The 18,420-nt window shown below is 69.7% G+C and carries 15 protein-coding genes; 9 read left to right on the top strand and 6 right to left on the bottom strand.

Annotated elements, in window-relative coordinates; genetic code table 11:
* Position 1: 1 nt before the first annotated feature.
* The 3 genes from FHR38_RS12770 to FHR38_RS12760 are packed head-to-tail and all read left to right on the top strand — an operon-like array spanning position 2 to position 2,692.
* Entirely contained in the window at positions 2-973 is a 972-nt protein-coding gene (locus tag FHR38_RS12770) for an ROK family protein (protein WP_184534876.1), read from the top strand.
* Positions 970-1,689 (top strand): N-acetylmannosamine-6-phosphate 2-epimerase, encoded by a 720-nt coding sequence (locus tag FHR38_RS12765; protein WP_184534875.1) that lies wholly within the window; start codon positions 970-972, stop codon positions 1,687-1,689. Before FHR38_RS12770 ends, FHR38_RS12765 begins: the two co-directional genes overlap by 4 nt.
* A gap of 25 nt (positions 1,690-1,714) precedes the next feature.
* A complete protein-coding gene (locus tag FHR38_RS12760) occupies positions 1,715-2,692 on the top strand; it encodes an acetylxylan esterase (RefSeq protein WP_184534874.1) in 978 nt (325 codons plus the stop codon).
* Between the two features lie 16 nt (positions 2,693-2,708).
* Here FHR38_RS12760 and FHR38_RS12755 read toward each other — a convergent pair whose 3' ends face one another.
* Entirely contained in the window at positions 2,709-3,587 is an 879-nt protein-coding gene (locus FHR38_RS12755) for an alpha/beta fold hydrolase (protein WP_184534873.1), read from the bottom strand.
* Positions 3,588-3,808: 221 nt separating this feature from the next.
* Here FHR38_RS12755 and FHR38_RS12750 point away from each other — a divergent pair, with 221 nt between their 5' ends.
* The gene (locus FHR38_RS12750) at positions 3,809-7,186 is read left to right on the top strand and encodes an ATP-binding protein (protein ID WP_184534872.1); all 3,378 of its coding nucleotides are present in this window, start codon (positions 3,809-3,811) and stop codon (positions 7,184-7,186) included.
* Positions 7,187-7,235: 49 nt separating this feature from the next.
* Here the strand turns inward: FHR38_RS12750 and FHR38_RS12745 are convergent, their stop codons facing one another.
* Complete coding sequence (locus FHR38_RS12745) at positions 7,236-8,333, bottom strand: ricin-type beta-trefoil lectin domain protein (protein ID WP_184534871.1); 1,098 nt, start codon at positions 8,331-8,333, stop codon at positions 7,236-7,238.
* A 337-nt stretch (positions 8,334-8,670) separates the two neighbouring features.
* Between FHR38_RS12745 and FHR38_RS12740 the strand changes: the two genes are divergently transcribed.
* Positions 8,671-10,029: a LysM peptidoglycan-binding domain-containing protein gene (locus FHR38_RS12740; RefSeq protein ID WP_184534870.1), complete on the top strand. Its 1,359-nt coding sequence runs from the start codon at positions 8,671-8,673 to the stop codon at positions 10,027-10,029.
* 172 nt (positions 10,030-10,201) lie between these two features.
* Here the strand turns inward: FHR38_RS12740 and FHR38_RS12735 are convergent, their stop codons facing one another.
* Positions 10,202-11,356 carry a phospholipase D-like domain-containing protein gene (locus FHR38_RS12735; RefSeq protein WP_184534869.1) on the bottom strand — a complete coding sequence of 385 codons (1,155 nt, stop codon included), beginning with the start codon at positions 11,354-11,356 and terminating at the stop codon, positions 10,202-10,204.
* A 134-nt stretch (positions 11,357-11,490) separates the two neighbouring features.
* Between FHR38_RS12735 and FHR38_RS12730 the strand changes: the two genes are divergently transcribed.
* Positions 11,491-12,792 (top strand): sensor histidine kinase, encoded by a 1,302-nt coding sequence (locus FHR38_RS12730; RefSeq protein WP_184534868.1) that lies wholly within the window; start codon positions 11,491-11,493, stop codon positions 12,790-12,792.
* Here the strand turns inward: FHR38_RS12730 and FHR38_RS12725 are convergent.
* Positions 12,767-13,486 carry a response regulator gene (locus tag FHR38_RS12725; protein WP_184534867.1) on the bottom strand — a complete coding sequence of 240 codons (720 nt, stop codon included), beginning with the start codon at positions 13,484-13,486 and terminating at the stop codon, positions 12,767-12,769. The genes FHR38_RS12730 and FHR38_RS12725 overlap by 26 nt on opposite strands.
* Before the next feature lie 274 nt (positions 13,487-13,760).
* Between FHR38_RS12725 and FHR38_RS12720 the strand changes: the two genes are divergently transcribed.
* The 3 genes from FHR38_RS12720 to FHR38_RS12710 all read left to right on the top strand — a co-directional run bounded on the left by FHR38_RS12720 (position 13,761) and on the right by FHR38_RS12710 (position 16,532).
* Positions 13,761-15,122 (top strand): hypothetical protein, encoded by a 1,362-nt coding sequence (locus FHR38_RS12720; RefSeq protein ID WP_184534866.1) that lies wholly within the window; start codon positions 13,761-13,763, stop codon positions 15,120-15,122.
* On the top strand, positions 15,112-15,756 hold the full coding sequence (locus FHR38_RS12715) for a hypothetical protein (protein WP_184534865.1): 645 nt from the start codon (positions 15,112-15,114) through the stop codon (positions 15,754-15,756). Before FHR38_RS12720 ends, FHR38_RS12715 begins: the two co-directional genes overlap by 11 nt.
* A gap of 110 nt (positions 15,757-15,866) precedes the next feature.
* Positions 15,867-16,532 carry a hypothetical protein gene (locus FHR38_RS12710; protein ID WP_184534864.1) on the top strand — a complete coding sequence of 222 codons (666 nt, stop codon included), beginning with the start codon at positions 15,867-15,869 and terminating at the stop codon, positions 16,530-16,532.
* Between the two features lie 13 nt (positions 16,533-16,545).
* On the opposite strand, the gene FHR38_RS12705 is transcribed toward FHR38_RS12710, so the two are convergent.
* Positions 16,546-17,142, bottom strand: coding sequence for a nucleotidyl transferase family protein (locus FHR38_RS12705; protein WP_184534863.1), 597 nt, complete (start codon positions 17,140-17,142; stop codon positions 16,546-16,548).
* Between the two features lie 76 nt (positions 17,143-17,218).
* Complete coding sequence (locus FHR38_RS12700) at positions 17,219-18,388, bottom strand: low temperature requirement protein A (RefSeq protein ID WP_184534862.1); 1,170 nt, start codon at positions 18,386-18,388, stop codon at positions 17,219-17,221.
* Positions 18,389-18,420: the final 32 nt, after the last annotated feature.

Raw genomic sequence — 18,420 nt, 5'->3', positions numbered from 1 at the left:
CATGCCCGAGGCAAGCTCGCCGCGAACCGGTTCCGTAGCGTCCGCCGCTTCCACGGAGGTAGTTGCGGCGCTCGACATCGGCGGCACCAAGACCACGGCTGCCCTGGTGACGAGGCAGGGGAAGGTGGTCGACCGGCTCACCGCCGCGACCCCCGGCCGGGTCGGCGCGTCCGCTGTACTCGACACCGCCGCCGGCCTGGTCGACCAGTTGCGGGCAAGGTCGGCAGCAGGGACCACCGTCCGGGCGTTGGGCGTCGGCAGTGCCGGGGTGATCGACCGTACGACCGGTCGGGTGCTCTCCGCCACCGACGTACTGGCCGGGTGGGCCGGCACCGACCTGCGCGGGAGCCTGCACCAGGCGCTGGGGTTGCCGGTCACGGTGATCAACGACGTGCACGCGCACGCCCTCGGTGAGGCCCGCCACGGCGTCGCCGCCGGATGCGAGACGGTGCTCTTCGTCGCGGTCGGCACCGGCATCGGTGCCTCGTTCGTCATCGGCGGCACCGTGCTCGCCGGGGCCCACTCCGCCGCCGGCCACGCCGGTCACCAACCCTCCCCGTACGCCGGGTCGCTGCCCTGCACCTGCGGCGGCCGGGGACACCTCGAAGCGATCGCGGCCGGGCCCGGTCTCGCCGACGAGTACGCGCGACGGACCGGACAGCCGGTCGAGGACCTACGGTCCGTGGCCGCGCTCGCGGCAGCAGGAGACGAGCCGGCCAGCGAGGTGATCCGGCTGGGCGGGACCGCCGTCGGTTCCGCCGTGGGGGGACTGGTCAACATGCTCGACCCCGACGCCGTCGTCATCGGGGGCGGGGTCACCGGCCTCGGCGAGCCCTGGTGGCAGGCACTACGGGACGCGGTACGGCTTGAGGCCCTGCCCGGCCTGGCTGCCGTACCCGTCCTGGCCTCGGCACTGGGGTCGGATGCCCCCGTCCTCGGGGCCGCCGCGCTCGCCTGGGAGGTCGTGTCATGAACCCGCTGATCGAGCAGCTTCGCCACCGGTTGGTGGTGTCGTGTCAGGCGTACCCGGGTGAGCCGATGCGTGACCCGGAGACGATGCGTCGGGTGGCGCTGGCCGCCGCCCGGGGCGGTGCCGCCGGTATCCGCGCCCAGGGACTCGACGACATCGCCGCGATCCGGAACGCGGTCGACCTGCCACTGATCGGGCTGTGGAAGGACGGCGACGACGACGTCTTCATCACGCCCACGCTCGACCATGCCGTAGCCGTCGCTCGGGCCGGTGCCCACATCGTGGCGCTCGACGCCACCTCCCGGCCCCGGCCCGACGGTCGGACCGTCGCCGAGACGATCGCCGCCGTGCACGAGCAGACCGGTGCCCTGGTCATGGCCGACTGTTCCACATTCGACGAAGGGGTGGCAGCGGCTCAGGCGGGCGCGGACCTGGTCGGGACCACACTGGCCGGCTACACGGCCTACACCACCAAGGGCGAGGGGCCGGACCTGGAACTGGTCGCCCGACTGGCGGCAGCGGTCGACGTTCCGGTGGTCGCCGAGGGGCGGGTACACACCCCGGCGCACGCCGCGCAGGCGCTGCGCGCCGGTGCGTGGGCCGTGGTCGTCGGCACCGCCATCACCCACCCCACCACCATCACCGGCTGGTTCGCGCAGGCCGTGGCCGACGCCGCTGTCACCGACGCCGCCATTGCCGACGGCACAGCAAAAGCGTAACCAGTACGCAGTAGGAGGCTCTGTCGTGGCTCTGACCGATCTCACCCTGGACGAGTGCTGGGCGTACCGGCCCGAACTGACCGTTCCCGTCGACCTGGACGGCTTCTGGGCCCGTACGCTCACCGCCGACCAGCCCGGTCAGGCGACGTACGAGCCGGTCGACACCGGTCTCACCCAGATCCGTACCTTCGCGGTCACCATCGCCGGGTTTGCCGGCGAACCCGTACACGGCTGGCTGCACCTGCCCGCGCAGGCCGACCAGCCACTGCCCTGCGTCGTCGAATACCTGGGATACGGCCGGGGCCGGGGACGGCCGCACGAGAAGCTGTTCTGGGCAGCGGCCGGCTTCGCCCACCTGATCATGGACACCCGTGGTCAGGGCTGGAGTGCCGCCTCCGGCAGCACCCCGGACCCGCACCCGTACCCGGCTGGCACCGTTCCCGGCTTCCTCACCCGGGGCATCACCGACCCCGACGACTTCTACTACCGTCGCGTGATCACGGACGCCGTACGGTTCGCCCAGGCGGCGCGGGAGCATCCGGCCGTCGACGGTGACCGGGTCGCGGTCACCGGCATCAGCCAGGGCGGGGGGTTGGCCCTGGCGGTGGCCGCGCTCTGCCCGGACGTCGCGGCCGTCATGCCCGACGTGCCCTTCCTGAGCGACTTCCGGCGGGGCGTGCAGGTGGCCGGTCGCGCCCCCTACACGGAGATCGTCGAATACCTCAAGCTGCACCGGAACCGGGGCAGCCAGGTGTTCCACACCCTGTCCTACTTCGACGCCGCGGTGCTCGCCCCCCGGGCCACCGCGCCCGCGCTCTTCTCCATCGCCATGATGGACCAGATCTGCCCGCCCTCGACCTGCTTCGCCGCCTACCACCGCTACGGCGGCGAGAAGGAGTTGCGGATCTACGAGTTCAACGACCACGAGGGCGGCGAAGCCGACCACCAGGTCGAGCAGCTTGCCTGGCTGCGCCGGACCTTCGCCGCGGAAAGCCCTCGATAGTCGGGTACACCCGGAGCTACCTGGTCAGGAGGGTGCGCAGCGCCTTTACGACCTCGGCGGGAGCCTCCTCGGCCATGAAGTGACCGCAGCTGACCGTACGGTGGTCCAGGTCCGGGGCCCACGCCCGCCACAGCTGGGCCGCGTCGTAGCCGAGGGCCGCACCCCAGTCCTGCTGCAGTACGGCCACCGGCATCCGCAGCTGGTTGCCGGCGATCCGGTCGACCTGATCGTGCGTGACGTCGATCCCGGCCGTGGCCCGGTAGTCGGCGACGATCGAGGGTACGGCGTTACGGGAGGCCGTCAGGTACGCCTCCCGTACGTCGGCTGGGATGGCGTCCGGATTCTGGGTCCAGATGTCGAGGAAATGGCCGAAGAAGGCGTCGGCGCTGGCGCTGATCAACTGCTCCGGCAGGCCGGGTGGTTGGGCCATCAGGTAGAGGTGGAAGCCGACGGCGGCGCTGACGCCCTGCATGACGTCCCAGGTGTCGAGGGTCGGCAGCACGTCGAGCGCGGCCAGGTGGGTGATCGTCTGCGGGTGGTCCAGGCCGGCGCGGATCGCGACCAGGGCGCCCCGGTCGTGCCCGGCCAGGGCGAACCGCTCGTGTCCCAGGTGCCGGGCCAACGCGACGATGTCGGCGGCCATGGTCCGCTTGGCGTACGCCGTACCGTCGGGGTCGGTGGGCTTGTCGCTGTCGCCGTAGCCGCGCAGGTCGGGGCAGATCACGGTGTGGTCGGTGGCGAGGTCGGCGGCGACATGTCGCCACATGAGGTGGGTCTGCGGGAAACCGTGCAGCAGCACGATCGGGCTGCCGGAACCGGCCACCGCCACGTTGAGCGTGACGCCGTCGGCGACGGGGACACGCCGGTAGTCGAATCCGCTGATCTTGGTGGTCATGGGAACCTCTCGGTCGGATCGGGTCTGCACTTACGACACCCAGCCTGGCCGGCGGGGATGAGCAGCGGATCAGCAACGGATCAGTACCCGGAGGCAGCGCGTCGTCCAGCGGATGAGTGCCCGGAGGCAGCGCGTCGTCCAGCGGATGAGTGCCCGGAGGCAGCGCGTCGTCCAGCGGATGCCCGTGAGCCGACACCGGCGGCCTGCCTAGATTGGATGCCATGACCAGGCAGGCGGCGACCCCGGCGGTGGCCTTCGGCGTACTCGGTCCGCTGGAGGCGGTGGACGCACGCGGGCTGGTCCCGCTGAAGGGCCCACGCCACCGTACGGTGCTGGCCCGCCTGCTGATCGCGCGTGGCCGGGTCGTGCCGGTCGACCGGCTGGTCGACGACCTGTGGACGACGCCACCGGAGGGCGCGGTGGCGGCGATCCGTACCTTCGTGGCCGATCTGCGACGGGCGGTGGAGCCCGACCGGCAGCCCCGGCAGCCGGCCCGACTGCTGGTCACCGCCCCACCCGGCTATGCGTTACGCGCGGCACCGGAGGCCGTGGACGCGTGGCGGTTCGAGGCGGCGGTCGCCGAGTCGGCCCGACTGTTGGCAGCGGGCGCGGCCGGGCCCGCCCTGCGCTGCCTCGACGACGCGTTGGCGCTGTGGCGGGGACCCGCGTATGGCGAGTGGGCCACCGAAGGGTGGGCCCGCGCCGAGATCGACCGGCTGGACGAACTGCGGATACTGGCCGTCGAGCGACGGGCCGAGGCGTTGTTGGCGCTGGGGCGGGCCGCCGAGGCGGCCTCCGACCTGTCCGCCCACGTCAGCGCCTATCCGTTGCGCGAGGACGCCTGGCGGCTGTTGGCCACCGCCCGGTACCGCGCGGGTCGCCAGGGCGAGGCGCTGGCCGCGTTACGCCAGGCCCGCGAGACCCTGGTGGCGGAACTCGGCGTCGACCCCGGCCCCCGGCTGCGCGAGTTGGAGAGAGACATCCTCGCCCAGGCCCCGCACCTCACCCTGACCGCACCGACGGCACCGACGGCACCGACGGCACCGACGGCACCGACGGCACCGGCGGCACCGACCGAGGCCGGTCCGGGGCCCACCGGAGGTCCCGGACAGCCGCCGCCAGCACCGGTGGGACCACGTCCGTTCGTCGGTCGGGACGAGGAGTTGGGCCGCCTGCGACAGGCGGCCGACGAGGTCGCCCGCGTCGGTCGCCCCGGCCTTGTCCTGATCTCCGGGGACGCGGGGGCGGGCAAGACCGCGCTGGCCGAGGCGCTCACCCAACGACTGGCGGCCGACGGCTGGACGACGGCGTGGGGCCGCAGCCCCGAGTACGAGGGGGCACCCGTCGCCTGGCCGTGGACGCAGATCACCGACATCCTGACCGCACCGGCGGAACCGGTCGGGACGGTTCCGGCTGGCGGCGGGGACCCCGGCGGCGGGGACCCTGGCAGGATCGAGGATCCCGCCGTGGCCCGGTTCCGGCTGCATCGTGCCGTCGTGTCACTGGTCACGACGGTGGCCGAGCGGGGACCGGTGCTACTGGTCCTCGACGACCTGCACCGTGCGGATGAGGACACCATGGACCTGTTGGTCGCCCTGCTCGGCGAGCCGGCACCGGTCACCGGTCCCGTCCTGGTCGTCGGCACGTTCCGAGCCACCGAGATCACCCCGGGTCTGACGGCCACCCTGGCGCGGTTCGCCCGGACCGAGCCGGTCCGCAGCTATCTCGGTGGACTCTCCGAGTCGGCGACCGGGGAACTCGTCCGCAGCATCGCCGGGCCGGACCCGGACGCCTCGACGGTACGACGGATCCACCGGCGCAGTGGTGGCAACCCCTTCTTCGTACGGGAGTTGGCGCGGCTGCTCGAAGCCGAGGGCAGCGCGGCGTTGGAGCAGGTCCCGGCGGGGGTGCGGGACGTTATCCGGCATCGCCTGGCCCAGTTGCCGGACGCGGCACAGACACTGTTGCGGCAGGCTGCGGTGATCGGCCGGGACGTGTACCCGGACGTGCTGACCGCCCTGGCCGGCGACGATCCGGCGGTGCTCGACGCGCTGGACTGCGCCGTACAGGCTGGTTTCCTGACCGAAGCCGACCCCGGCGGTTTCCTGGCCGGGCAGGGCGTCGGCGAGCAGCTTCGGTTCACCCACATCCTGGTGCGTGACACGTTGTACGGCGACCTGTCGGCAGTACGCCGGAGCCGTTGGCATGCCGCTGTCGGCGAGGTCCTGGCACGGCTACACCCGGACGATGTCGCCGCCCTCGCCCACCATTTCACCCAGGCCGCCAGCCGGGCCACCGCACCCCGCGCCGCCCGCTACGCGCGGGTCGCCGCCGAACAGGCCGAGCGCCGGTCCAACCCGCACGAGGCGGCCCGTCGGTGGCAGCAGGCGGTCGAGGCGTATGACCGGGCCGGCGGCGACGACGTACCCGGACGGTTGACGGCGGTGATGGGCCTGGGCCGGGCGCTGGCCGTGACCGGTCGCCTGGCGGAGGCGCGTCGCCACCGGGCCGAGGCGATCACGGTGGCCGAGCGGATCGACGAGGCCGATCTGACCGCGAGCGTGCTCGCCGCCTTCGAGGTGCCGGCCGTCTGGACCCGCAACGATGACGAACAGCTCTCCCGGCGGATCGTCCAGGCGGCCGGACGCGTGTTGGCTGGTCTGCCCGAGGGCGAGGCGGAGCAACGTAGCCGGCTGTTGAGCACCCTCGCCCTGGAACTGCGGGGCACCACGACCGAGCACGGGCGCCGGGCGGCGCAGGAAGCGGAGACGCTGGCTCGTCAGACCGGCCACCCCGCCCTGCTGGCCTTCGCGCTCAACGCCCGATTCATGCACACCTTCGAGCGCACCGGGCTGGCCAATGCCCGAGCCCGGATCGGTGCCGAACTGGTGGACCTGGCTGCCCGGCACGAGTTGGTCACCTTCGAGGTGCTCGGGCACCTCATCCTGCTCCAGGCACACTGCGCGTTCGCCGACCTCGCTGCCGCCGACGCCCACGCGAGCATCGTTGACCGGCTCGCCGAGCAGTACGACCTACCACTGGTCGGCGTCTTCACCCGGTGGTACGCCGCCCTGCGCCTGTCCATCAGAGGACACCTCGGCGAGGCGGAAGCCGCGTATCGGGCAGCGGACGCCTGCCTACCCCGGGGTGGAATGCCCGGCCTGGAGCAGGGACTGCTTCCCCTCGCCCTGCTCTCGCTGCGGCTGTCCGGTGACCGGTCCGCGGCGGTAAACCCGGACGAGTGGGCCGGGACCGACTGGGGGCCGTACGAACCCTGGGTGCGCCCGCTGGTCCTGCTGGCCGCCGACCGTCGCGTCGAGGCGCTGACCGCGCTGCGTACCCGCCCGGAATCCCCGTACGACCTGCTCCGCGAGGCCCGACTCTGCCTCACCGCCCGGGCCGCGCTCGCGCTCGACGACCGTGCCACGCTGGCGGACGTCTACGCCGAACTCCTCCCGGCCGCCGACGAACTGGCCGGGGCGGGCAGCGGGGTGCTCAGCTTCGGTCCGGTGGCCGGCTACCTCGGCGACCTCGCCATCGCGCTCGGCCGACCCGACGAAGCGGATGCGCACTACCAGCGAGTGGAGTCGACTCGCTGAGCCCACTGCGGTCCGGACCGAAACGCAGCGATCCTCGGCTTCGGGAGCATCAGCGCTTCTGGAGCCGGAAGAACTGGTTGGACTGGCTCAGACAGGAGAAGAGGACGATCGTCGTACCTTCCCCCGGGTTGTAGTGGATGTTGACGCACTTGTCGGCGTGCATGCTGTAGATCCGCTTGTCGATGAGTAGGAACTGCTGCGCCGGATTGCCCTGGCATACTGCGACCTGCACCGGGGTGAAGTCCACCTGTCCGGCGTTGGCGGCGTCCATGCACAGACCCGAGGCCCGGATCGTTCCGTCCGGTCGGGGCTCCCAGGACTGGGCCGGTGAGCCGTCGCACTTGGCGAGCATCAGGCGCGTGCCGTCTCGCGGTGGATTGGCGGTGAGGCAGCTGTGGTACTCGTCATTGACCAGTGAGCCGCCGGTCGATGATCCGCGTGGTGTGGCCTGGCGTGACGAGCTAGGCGAGGCAGACACGACGTTGCTGGGTGAGGATGACGCCTTGGGTGAAGGGGTGCTTCGGGGCGAAGCGGTCGCGGTCGTCTCGGGACCGGCGGCCAGCAGCGCCGATTCGTTGAAGCCCGTATTGAGCGCGTACCAGGCCGCGTACCGTCCTGTCCGGACCACGTAGTCTCGCGCTCCGTCCGGGACACCGTTGGCCGAGATCACTGCCGGCATTCCCGAGTGGTAGGCGGCCACTGCCAGTGGCCATACCTCTCCCTCAAGTTTCACCTCACGGACCTGTCCGATCAGGTGGCAGAGGTAGTGCGCCAGCGCGAAGACGCTCGCCTCGGCGTCGCCCTGGTCAACGCCCGACCAGGGCTGCCAGGTACGCCATTCGTCGTCGGTCAGTCCAGCCAGCCCACGTCCCGCCCGGGCGGTGGTCGCGTCGGCGACGAATCGCGACTCCGCCATGAGCTGTCCGGCCAGCTTCGCCGGAGTCAGGGTCGGGCAGGATCCGGCGGCTTCGGTGATCGGTCGAAGGTATCCGGGCGGCACCGCCACGCCGGGTAGGGGAGTCTGCTCTTTGTTGCCCAGTGTGGCCATGACGACCGCCGTACCGGCACCTGCCACGACGACGAGGATGATGGCGGCCAACACCGTACGCCAGCGTGCGCGCAGCGCGGGTTTCTTGGGCCGGCTCATCGGTGGCACCCCTTCGGTCGTCCTTGCTGTCCGCACAGCGGCCCGGACCATATGGGGATGGTGTCGCCAGATCGGACACGACATGCGACCGCATCGGATCCTGTGCCAGTGGGAGGATAACGGGCGACCCACTCCTGATTGCCCAGGCTACGGTGATCCGGAGGCACTGTCGGCGGGGTAAACCCGAGTAGTCCGGCTCGGGCGATGCTCCGCTAGAGTTGCGCGGCGCGGAATCGGGTCCTTGACAATTCCGACCAGTGTGAGCGGTTCGGGGATCAGGCCATCGGCTGCTGTCGGTCATACCCCGAGCGTCGGGTGCTCGGCTGAGGAGGATGTCGTGCCTACGACGCGGCGAAGACTGCCCCTGTTGGCCATGGCCCTGATGTTGGCCATCCTCGGACTCCAGATCCCGCTACCGGGAATCTCGGCCGGGCAGACACCATCCGATACGCGCTCCGTCAAGTACTACACCGTGTCCGGTTCGGGGGGCGGCGAGACGCTGGCCAGCATTGCCGGTCGGATCCTCGGCGACGAGTCGCGTGCTGACGAGCTCTACCACCTCAACGCGGGCCGGGTGCAGCCGGACGGCGGCGCGCTCACCGAGCCCACCCGGCTACGAGTCGGTTGGCACCTGATCCTGCCATGGGACGCGGTAGGCGATGGCGTGCAGTACGGTCGGTTGCCGGAAGGAAAGGGGACTCCGCCGCCGACCACGCCCCTGCCCTCGGTCGATCCGGCTGTGGCGCGAACCGTATCCGCAGCCCAGGGAGACGGCAAGCTTTCCATCGTGTGGATCGCGCTGGCCATCGTGCTGGCCTTGCTGCTTGTGGTGGCTGCCGGCGTCTGGTGGTGGTGGCGCAGATCCGGGAGCAACGGTGGCCAGGGTCGGCCGCGACGGCCCCGTAGGAACGCGGCCCCAGGCGGTCCCCGGCTCCTCGGTACCACGGTTGCCGCCATGATCGACCAGACACTGCGGGTGTTGGGGACCGAGTGCGCGGCCGCCGGTCAGGGAGTTCCCCGCATCCAGGGGATCAGCCTCGACGACGAACTGGTCACCCTTCGGCTGTCCAGCCCCGATGAGCAGGCTGTCGCGCCGTGGACGGCCGATAGGTCCGGCCGGACCTGGCACGCGCCGCTCGGGGTGATTCGGGACCGACCCACCAGGTGGGACATCGACGTACCCTGTCCGCGCCTGGTCACCCTCGGCACCTGGGATGGCCACGAGGAGCTGGTCGAGCTTGGGGCGGCCAGCGGGCTGATCAGCGTCGGCGGGCACCAGACGACCGCTCAGGAACTGGCCCTGGCCTGGGCGAACCAACTCGTCGTCAGTCCCTGGTCGGAGGAGGTCCAAGTGGTGGTCAGTGGGCTCGGCGAGGTGGTGGTGGACGCGGACATGGATGCTCGGCTCGTCTCGGTCGGCAGCACCAGCGAGGCGCTTATCGAGATCGACGGTCAGGGGCACCTGGCCGACTGGTTCGGGCCGGGCGTGCTGATCCTCGCCGACACCCCGACCGAGCAGGAGGCCGCCCAGGTGGCCGCCCTGGTCTCGCGACCGCAGAACCCCTGGGCGGTGGTGGCCCTCGGGGAGAGCCCGCACGACCAGTGGCGGTTCACCGTGGACGAGCAGGGCCGCGTGGAGACGGGCACGCTCGGTGTCACGGTCCACTCGACCACCGTGACCGACGTCCGACCGTAGGGACAGGAACTCGACCACCGTGACCGACGTCCGACCGTAGGGACAGGAAACCGCGTCCGGTAACTTGCCCCCTCCCGCTGGCGGGGTGCCGGCAGCGGGCGAAGCGGAAGGGCGGGTGCGCGGCCCCCCGAGGCCCGCGCACCCGCCCTGGTCGGTAGCCAACCGGCGGTGATCAGCCCCCAGCGGCGGTACGCAGCGACCAGAAGTTCGACCGGTACGCGTCGTGGATCGAGTTCGAGGTGATCCGCAGCAGCGCCTCGTCGTTCTCCCGCAGCGCCGAGTAGCTCCAGTTGTGGCTGCCGGTGAAGACGAGCTTGGTGTCCCTGACCCCGGCGTAGGTGCCCTCGATCGCCATGTACTTGGAGTGCACCAGGTAACCGTCGGCGTTGTTGAGCTTGTAGACCATGATCCGGTCATGGCGTAGCGCCGCCAGCACCTCCGGCGTCGACTCGGCGTAGACGATGTCCACCCAGCACTTCTGGTTGGCCAGGGCGCGAAGCACGTTGGCGACCTCAACCCGGGTGATCGACCACATGGCGATCCGGATCATGGTCCGGCCGGTGCCCGTACCGGTGTTGGTGTTGCCGGTACAGGTGACGTTCTCGCTGAGCGCGTTGGCGATGGTGTCGCTGCTGGCACCCGACCCGGCGCGGGGGAAGAAGTACGACTTCACCGACCCGACCGACTTCGTCCGGTAGTAGTCGTTGTTCTTCACCTTGGCCGCGAGATCGGTGTGGTAGCTGACGTAGCTGTTGTAGATCTCGTTGTGGCCGACGAGCTGCACCGCGTTGTTCCAGTAGCGCTCGCTGTTGGACCAGTTCAGGTTGGCCGACGACTGCACCAGCACGTTCGAGGCGCCCAGCGTGCTGGAGAAGAGAAAGAACTTGTTGTGCATGATCGGCGTATTGAGGTTGCCGATGCACGCCCGGCCCGCAGTACAGACCACCACCCAGGACGGGTTGGCCCGGTTGGTGCCCAACTCCGAGATCAGGGTGGCAGCGGCCGTCTCGTCGGCCCGGTCCGCATCGACGACCACCCGTACGTTGACTCCCCGGTCCAGGGCCGCGACCAGGTCGGCGGTGATGTTCTGATCGGTGGTGTTGTAGATCGCGACCCGGATGGTCGAGCCGCTGGGCGAGCCCTGGATCAGCTCCCGGATCCGGTTGACGATGGCGTACTTCTGCGCCGTCGTCCCCTTCGGATTGTTGAACACCGCCCCGGTTACCGGCGTTGCCGCCTGGGCGGCGACCGGCGCTCCCGCGAGCAGCCCGGTCACCACCGCCGCCGCGAGCAGGCCGGCCAGGCCGAACCTCACCGTACGTCTCATCGCGCCCCCGTTCGATGGTCACGGGCACCGGCTGCGCCCGATGCAAGGGAGGTAACCAGAGTCCGGCGATACCGGTCAATACCGCCGATGTTGTAGCCCGCTACCACGAGGGTCGTGCTGACTAGGATCGGTGGGTGCTGACCTGGGACCAACTGCGGCAGCGGCTGTCCGATGTGCCCTCGATACTCGTCGACGGGGCGATCGCCACGGGGATAATCGTGGTGACATCCTGGTTGGGCCGGGACTACCACACGCCGGGGTTCCGCGAGTTCGACACGGTGGCTCTGGCACTGACCTGTCTGGCCAACCTTCCGCTCGCGCTGCGTCGCCGAGCCCCGATGCTCGTACTGCTGACCTCCTGCGCTGCGGTGACCTGGTTCTTCAGCCTCGGTTACGTACCCAGCTACAACGTCTACGGACCGCTGCTGGCGCTGTATACGGTGGCCGCGATGCGCTCGACCCGGATGACCCTGGTCGGGGTGGCGGTGACGGCCGGGGTGCTCTTCTCCAGCGGCATGGCGATCGGGTCGTACACGGTGTGGTCGTCGCTCGCCCAGGCGCTGGTGTCGACCGCGGTGGCGTGGTTGTTCGGTACCGGGGCCAGGCGACTGGCCGATCGCAACCAACGCCTTCTCGACCTGACCGAGCAACTCCGCCGGGAACGGGAGGACCGGGCGCACCGTGCGGTCGTGGCGGAACGGGTGCGGATCGCCCGGGAGTTGCACGACGTGGTCGCCCACCATGTGTCTGTCGTCTCGGTGCAGGCCAACCTGGCCCGGTACGTACTCTCCAGTGACTTGGCGACCACCGGCCGGGCGCTGGACACCATCGTCGACACGAGCCACGAGGCGTTGGAGGAGATGCGCCGGATGCTCGCTCTGCTCCGAGTCCCGGAGACCGATCGGCATGGCGAGGGCCGGAGCCATGCCCCGGCACCGGGGCTGGCCCGGCTCGACGAACTCGTCGAGCGGGTGCGGAGTGCCGGTGTTCCGGTACGGGTGGTGGTCGTCGGTACGGCCGCCCCGCTGCCGTCGGGGGCCGATCTGTGCGCCTACCGCATCGTCCAGGAGTCCCTGACCAACGTCCTCAAGCACGCCGGTGGTGCCCAGGCGGTGGTGCGACTCGACTACGGCGAGCCGGGACAGCTGACCATGCAGGTCTCCGACGATGGTCCGGGTGCCACCCCTGGGCCGGTGACCGGTCACGGTCTCGTCGGCATGGGGGAGCGAGCCGCGCTCTATGGCGGGAGCCTGCAGGCCGGTCCCGGACCGGCAGGTGGTTTCCTCGTCACGCTTACCCTGCCGGTCCCGGCCATTCCGGCCATCCCGGCGGACACAGGCGTCGTGGAGGACGTGGACGTCGTGGCGAACATGGACGTCCCGGCGAACACGGATGTCGCCCGGTCGACTCCTACTGGCCCTGGCCGGGCCGATTGAGCGGACCCGGCGCACCTGCGCCGGGCTGGACCAGGCCGGACTCGTACGCCAGGACGACCGCCTGCGCCCGGCTGTTCAGGTCGAGCTTGGCCATGGTCCGGTTCAGATGGGTCTTCACGGTCGCCTCGGCGATCACCAACTGCTCAGCGATCTCCGCGTTGGCCAGGCCTTTGCCGACCAGCTTCAGCACCTCCCGCTCCCGGGCGGTGAGTACGTCGAGTGTGGGCAGCTCCCTCGGCTCCGGCGCGGTACGACCAGCGAATGCCTCCACCAGTCGCTGGACGACGCTGGGGGTGAAGAGCATGTCGCCGCCGGCCACGGCCGCGATCGCGGCGAGCAGGCGGTCGGGAGGGGTGTCCTTGAGGAGGAAGCCGCTGGCACCGGCCCGGAGCGCGTCGTAGACGTACTCGTCGAGGTCGAAGGTGGTCAGCACGAGGATGCGGGGTGGTTCGTCGTCGGCGGCGGCGAGGATTTCCCGGGTGGCGGCGATGCCTCCGGTGCCGGGCATGCGGATGTCCATCAGGATCACCTGCGGCCGTGTCGCGGCGGCCTTCATCACCGCTTCGTCTCCGTCGGCGGCCTCGCCGACCACGGTGATACCCGGTGCGGCTTGGAGCAGGGCGACCAGGCCGGCCCGGATCAGTATCTGGTCGTCGACGACGAGCACCTTCACCGACCGACTGGTTTTGGGCATGGGTGTCCTGTCCTTCTACCGGTTCGATGCGGTGCGCCCTGACGAATGCCAGGGAAGCCTATGACTGTGGCAGTGGCGGGAGTACGCTGGCCTACCGCGTAGGTTGTAGACGTCCGAGCTGCTACCGCGTTGGTTGTCCATTGAAGACACACCTGCCGCGGGACGACACTCCGCGAAGATCCGCCTAGCTTTGGTGCGTTCTACCGCCCTACGTATGGCATGACCTGGATCAGCTCATGGGGCGTTCGTTCGGACCGAGGGAAGAGGGCGGCACGTGCGGCAGCGGGAGCGGCAGCAGGGTGGCGGAGTCTGTGGTGGGTGGTCGCGGCGCTCGGTGCTGCTTACCACGGGTCTCGCCGCCACCGTTGCCGGCTGTGGAAAGTCGGAGCGGCCGAAGCTCCAGGACCAGGGCAGCCAGTCCACCGGTGAGCCCACCGCCGCGGGCCTGCAGTCCCTACTCAACCGTCGGGCCGAGGCGCTGCAGAAGGGTGACGAGGCGGCGTTCCTGGCGGATCTGAACCAGTCCGACGACAAACTGGTCAAGCAGCAGAAGCTTCTCCTCGAAAACCTGCGCAAGTTCAAGCTGACCACCTTTCGTTACATCGCTGGCCAGACCAATGTCCGGTCGGAGGGTGAGGTGTACCGGTTCATGCCGGTGCACGAGGTGGTGCAGCTCACGGCGGATGACGGACCCGGCGGGGTGGCCCCGGCGGCCAGCTACCGCTATTCGGTGGTGCGCCGGGATGGTCGTCTGGTGATTACCGAGATCCTTCCGATCACCCGGGCGAACGCCAAGGAGCTGAACGCGTTCAACGCCCTGGAAGCCGACGCGCCCTGGTTGCACACCCCGTTGACCGTCCAGCACGTGGACAACGTCACCCTGGTCGGCGATGCCAGCGTCTCCGACCTACAGCGTTTCGCCGATGCCACCCGGAGCGAGGTCCGTACTGTCGAGTCGCTCTGGGGTGACCGCCTCCGCTTCCCTGGTTACGTGCTGTTCTTCACCAGGGACGAGGAAAACTTCAAGAATTCGTTCAGTGTCGGGCTGGCCGGCAACTACAAGCCCACCATCGAGGGGTTCCAGATCCCGCAGTACGGTGTGCGCCAGAACGGAGACATCTACAGAGATCAGTATGTCGGCTCCCGGGTCCTGGTCAACCTCAAGACCATCGCCAGGTTCGACGACGACCCCCGCCGGGTGATCCGGCACGAGCTGGCGCACAGTGTCGGTGCGCGGCTGACCACCCTCAGTCCGGGTGGCTGGGTGTTGGGTGCGCCGACCTGGGCCGTCGAGGGCTATGCCCGCTGGACGGAGCAGATCAACGAGCGCGGCTACATCGCGAGTCAGTTGGCCTCCGGTGCCTTCAAGGGCAGGCTGCCCACCTCGCAGGACTTCTACGGCGATGCCATGACCTTCAACTACGCGTTGGCCTCGACGGTCTTCTACTTCATCGAGCGGAAGAAGGGCCGTAGTGCCGCGGTCGAGTTCTATGCCAGCGTGATCAAGTACAACGACACCGAGGGTACGCCGGTGGCCGAAACGCCGATCTTCAACGCCATCTGCAAGCGGGTGCTCGGCATGACGAGCAGTGCCTTCACCCAGCAGTGGGCAAGCTTCGTACGGAATGGAGCGTGACCCGGTGTCGGTGACTCCACCAAACCCACCATCCGGACCGCCTGTCCCGCCGCCCGGTCATCCCGGTCCGCCTGTTGCGGGACCGAAGGGTGAGCGACGGGGTGCCTGGGGGCGCCTGTTTCTCATTGCCGCCCTGGTCGGCCTGGTCTCGCTGCTCGGTGCCGGCGCCGGCACGTACGCCTTGGCGCGTAACGCCGAGTTGGGGGAATACACCGCCCGATGTGGCAGCATCCGGTGCATTCCACTCCGCCCGAGCACGTTGATCGACGCGCTCAAGGCGAAGGGCTTCACGTGTGAGGAACAGGACGGAACCTGGAGGTGCCGGCTCACTATCGCCGGCACCGAGTTCGAGACCTACATCGACGGTCACGAGAATCTGATCAGTGACTTTTCCGCGTCGGTGCGTTCCGACGAGGAGGAGACGATTCCGGCGGCGACCAAGTCGTTCCTTCTTTGGATGGGTTCCCTGCCGTTCGGCGACGACCCGGCCACGGCCGAAGAGGTTCGCGGCTGGCTCAACCAACGGTTCGACAGCGGTGAGCAGTCGATGGCCACCATCGGTAGTTACAACTGCGAGTTGACGGCTGAGCAGAAGCGGAATCTCCGGCTCCGGATATGGGTGAGGCAAGGGTGAGCACGCCACATCAACCCCCCGCGAGCGGTGGCCCCCAGTGGGGCGGCCAGTGGACGCCTCCGGGCCAGCCGGTACCGCCGCCGGTCGGTCCGCCCTCGGGAGCGCAGCCGATGACTGCTCCGGCACCGTTACCTCCGCCGCCCGGCGCGCCGCCGGGGTACGGCCAGCCGCCGATGGTTCCCAAGCGTTCCTCGGGGCCGGGCAAGGTGCTCCTGGTGCTGGCCGTGGTCGTCTCCCTGGGGCTGTGTGGGCTGGTCGGTGGGGGTGCCGGCTGGGTCACCGGTACGATGACCACCAACCCCGAGGAGCTGACCGCACTGCCCTCGGTGGACGCCGACTTTCCCACCGGGGACCGTCGCTACCTGCCCGGAGTCAAGGTCGCGACCGTCGTCGAAGACTGGATGAAGAAGGCCAACTCCTACAACTGCTCGCCCCCCGACGAGCCGTCCCGGACCATCAGCGAAGCGTCGCAGCGCCTGGAGTGCATGGCCCCGGGCGACCTGAAATGGGACCTGACCGTCGACATCGAGTTCGACGACGAAACGCATGTGCGGTACGTCCGGGCGGACTGCGAGTTCAAACCGGGTTCCAAGGCCTGCACCTCGCTCTTCGCCACCATGGCCGACGCACTGCTGCGCGACAACGCGGAGCTGCGCAAGCAGGCGTACGAGTGGGCGGAGAAGAACGCCGAGACGGACAACGTCACCGCGATCGGAGGCATTCGGTTCAAGGTGAGCCTGGAGCCGCGCAGCATCGTGGCGGAGCCGGCGCTCTGACCCGGTCGAGCTGCTACTGCTGGGCTTCCTCGGCCGGCGGGCGCAGTCGCTGCTCGATGTCCAGTTCGAGCAGGTAGTCCCGGCAGGCCGGGGGGACCAGGGCCTGCCACTCCGTACGCCGCTGCCGGATCATCTGTCGGATCGCCGAGCCGGTGATCCGGTCGGCGGTGCGATGGAAGAGGACCCGGACGTCGTAGCCGAGGCCCCGGAGCAGCTCGACCTTGCGTACGTTCCACTCGTCGCAGATCGTCGTGTACGCGACCACGGATGTCGGGATGAGGCTGGTGAGCAGCGCCGGCTGTTCGATCGGGAAGGGCTGGACGGTGAACCGGTCCCGGTCCAGGCCGGCGGCGAGCAGGGTTCGCCGGATCATCGTCACCCGCTCCGGGTAGGTGAGCGGGTTGGCCTGCGGTTGGTGGCGATGCGCGGCGCCGTGGTGGGAGCTGAGCAACCGATGTGGATCCCGTTGGGTGACACCGACCCGGAGGAAGTCGCAGTTGTCCGCCGCCGCGAGCAGGTAGGCGAGATGGTCGAGGTGCAGGACCTGGAACCGGCCGTGCGCGGATCCGTCCCGAGGTCGCCCCGGATCCGGCTGTCTGTGGTCGACCACGCGTGCGTCCCCGTACGGTCGAGGGTCCAGCTATTTATCGAAGTTTAGCGATTGAGCGGGGTTGCTGTCGATTGGGTCAGGTGCCCAGTGGGGCGGTGGGCTGCCCGATCCGGGTGAGGTGCCGGCTGATCGCGAAGGCGTAGCCGGCGAGCACCACGGCCAGCGCCACGATGGTCGCCACCGGTGTCGGCATCGTCATGCTGACCACGGCGGCCAGCGTGACCCCACCCACCGTGACCAGTAGCCGGGCGGCGCTCACCGTACCGAAGGTGATCCGTTGCAGTCCCGCCCCGCAGACCATCCAGGTGCCGACCGCCGCGGCGAGCAGCAGGCGCAACCCGGTCGGCAGGTCCTCGGCATCCGTCCCCACCTGGGCCAGGCTCTGACCGAGCCCCCAGCCGAGCAGCAGTATCGCAGCGCCGAGCCCACCATGCAGATAGGCGTACGCCTGCCCGCCCCGTAGCCGGTCACGGCGGACACCCCTCGACACGAAGATGCTGTACACCCACCAGATGGAGGCGGGTACGCAGAACGCGACGACAGCGCTGGCGAGGACCGAGGCGGACGGAGTGTCGGAGACCGCGTCGAGCAGGTCGGTCAGCGTGACCCCCAGCAGGATGATCGTGAACAGGCCGATCCGTTCGGGCAGGTGCGAGGTGTGCACCGGGGCCTGTCGGAGCAGGTAGCGGCCGACCCACGGGGTGAGCAGTTCGACGCCGAGGCCGATCGCCCAGAGTGCCGGCCGAACCCCGACCGGGGTGAAGAGCGAGCCGAACCAGAGCAGCCAGCCGAGTCCGAAACCGGGCAGGTAGATGCGGGTGACCCAGTGGAATCCGGCCTGGCTGGCCCGTACCCGCAGGTAGAGGGCGAGCAACGTGCCCCGGACGATGAGGTAGCCGATCGGGAAGAGCAGGGTGTGGGGCGCCTCGGTGACCCCGACCGCCATAGCCCCGGCCCCGACCATGGCCACCAGGACGCTGAGTCGCTGGGGCACGTCGTCACAGTCGAACCGGGTGTCGAAGAAGGCCTGGCCGATCCAGGCCCACCAGAGAGCGGTGAAGAGACCGAGGGTGGCGAGGGCGTCGCCCCAGGTGATGTGGGTGTCCGGGCCGAGACGGGCGCTGACCGTGGTCGTCGCGAACACGAATGCGAGGTCGAAGAAGAGTTCCAACCAGCTTGAGTGCCGCTCTTGCCCGTTGGCTCGCCCGGTTGGCCCGTCTGGTTCGCCGAAGCAGCGTTCGGTCACTCTCGCTCGTCCCCCTAATTGCTACCAATCCA

Source organism: Micromonospora polyrhachis, from assembly GCF_014203835.1.
GTDB classification, from domain to species: Bacteria; Actinomycetota; Actinomycetes; order Mycobacteriales; family Micromonosporaceae; genus Micromonospora_H; species Micromonospora_H polyrhachis.
Note: the sequence above shows the minus strand (reverse complement) of the source record. Positions and strands in the feature narration are given on the sequence as shown.

Bases quoted from the DNA above. Each gene is read 5' to 3' on its own strand.
- FHR38_RS12770 (WP_184534876.1), top strand. From the start codon at position 2: ATGCCCGAGGCAAGCTCGCCGCGAACCGGTTCCGTAGCGTCCGCCGCT.
- FHR38_RS12765 (WP_184534875.1), top strand. From the start codon at position 970: ATGAACCCGCTGATCGAGCAGCTTCGCCACCGGTTGGTGGTGTCGTGT.
- FHR38_RS12755 (WP_184534873.1), bottom strand. From the start codon at position 3,587: ATGACCACCAAGATCAGCGGATTCGACTACCGGCGTGTCCCCGTCGCC.
- FHR38_RS12750 (WP_184534872.1), top strand. From the start codon at position 3,809: ATGACCAGGCAGGCGGCGACCCCGGCGGTGGCCTTCGGCGTACTCGGT.
- FHR38_RS12745 (WP_184534871.1), bottom strand. From the start codon at position 8,333: ATGAGCCGGCCCAAGAAACCCGCGCTGCGCGCACGCTGGCGTACGGTG.
- FHR38_RS12735 (WP_184534869.1), bottom strand. From the start codon at position 11,356: ATGAGACGTACGGTGAGGTTCGGCCTGGCCGGCCTGCTCGCGGCGGCG.
- FHR38_RS12725 (WP_184534867.1), bottom strand. From the start codon at position 13,486: ATGCCCAAAACCAGTCGGTCGGTGAAGGTGCTCGTCGTCGACGACCAG.
- FHR38_RS12715 (WP_184534865.1), top strand. From the start codon at position 15,112: ATGGAGCGTGACCCGGTGTCGGTGACTCCACCAAACCCACCATCCGGA.
- FHR38_RS12710 (WP_184534864.1), top strand. From the start codon at position 15,867: ATGACTGCTCCGGCACCGTTACCTCCGCCGCCCGGCGCGCCGCCGGGG.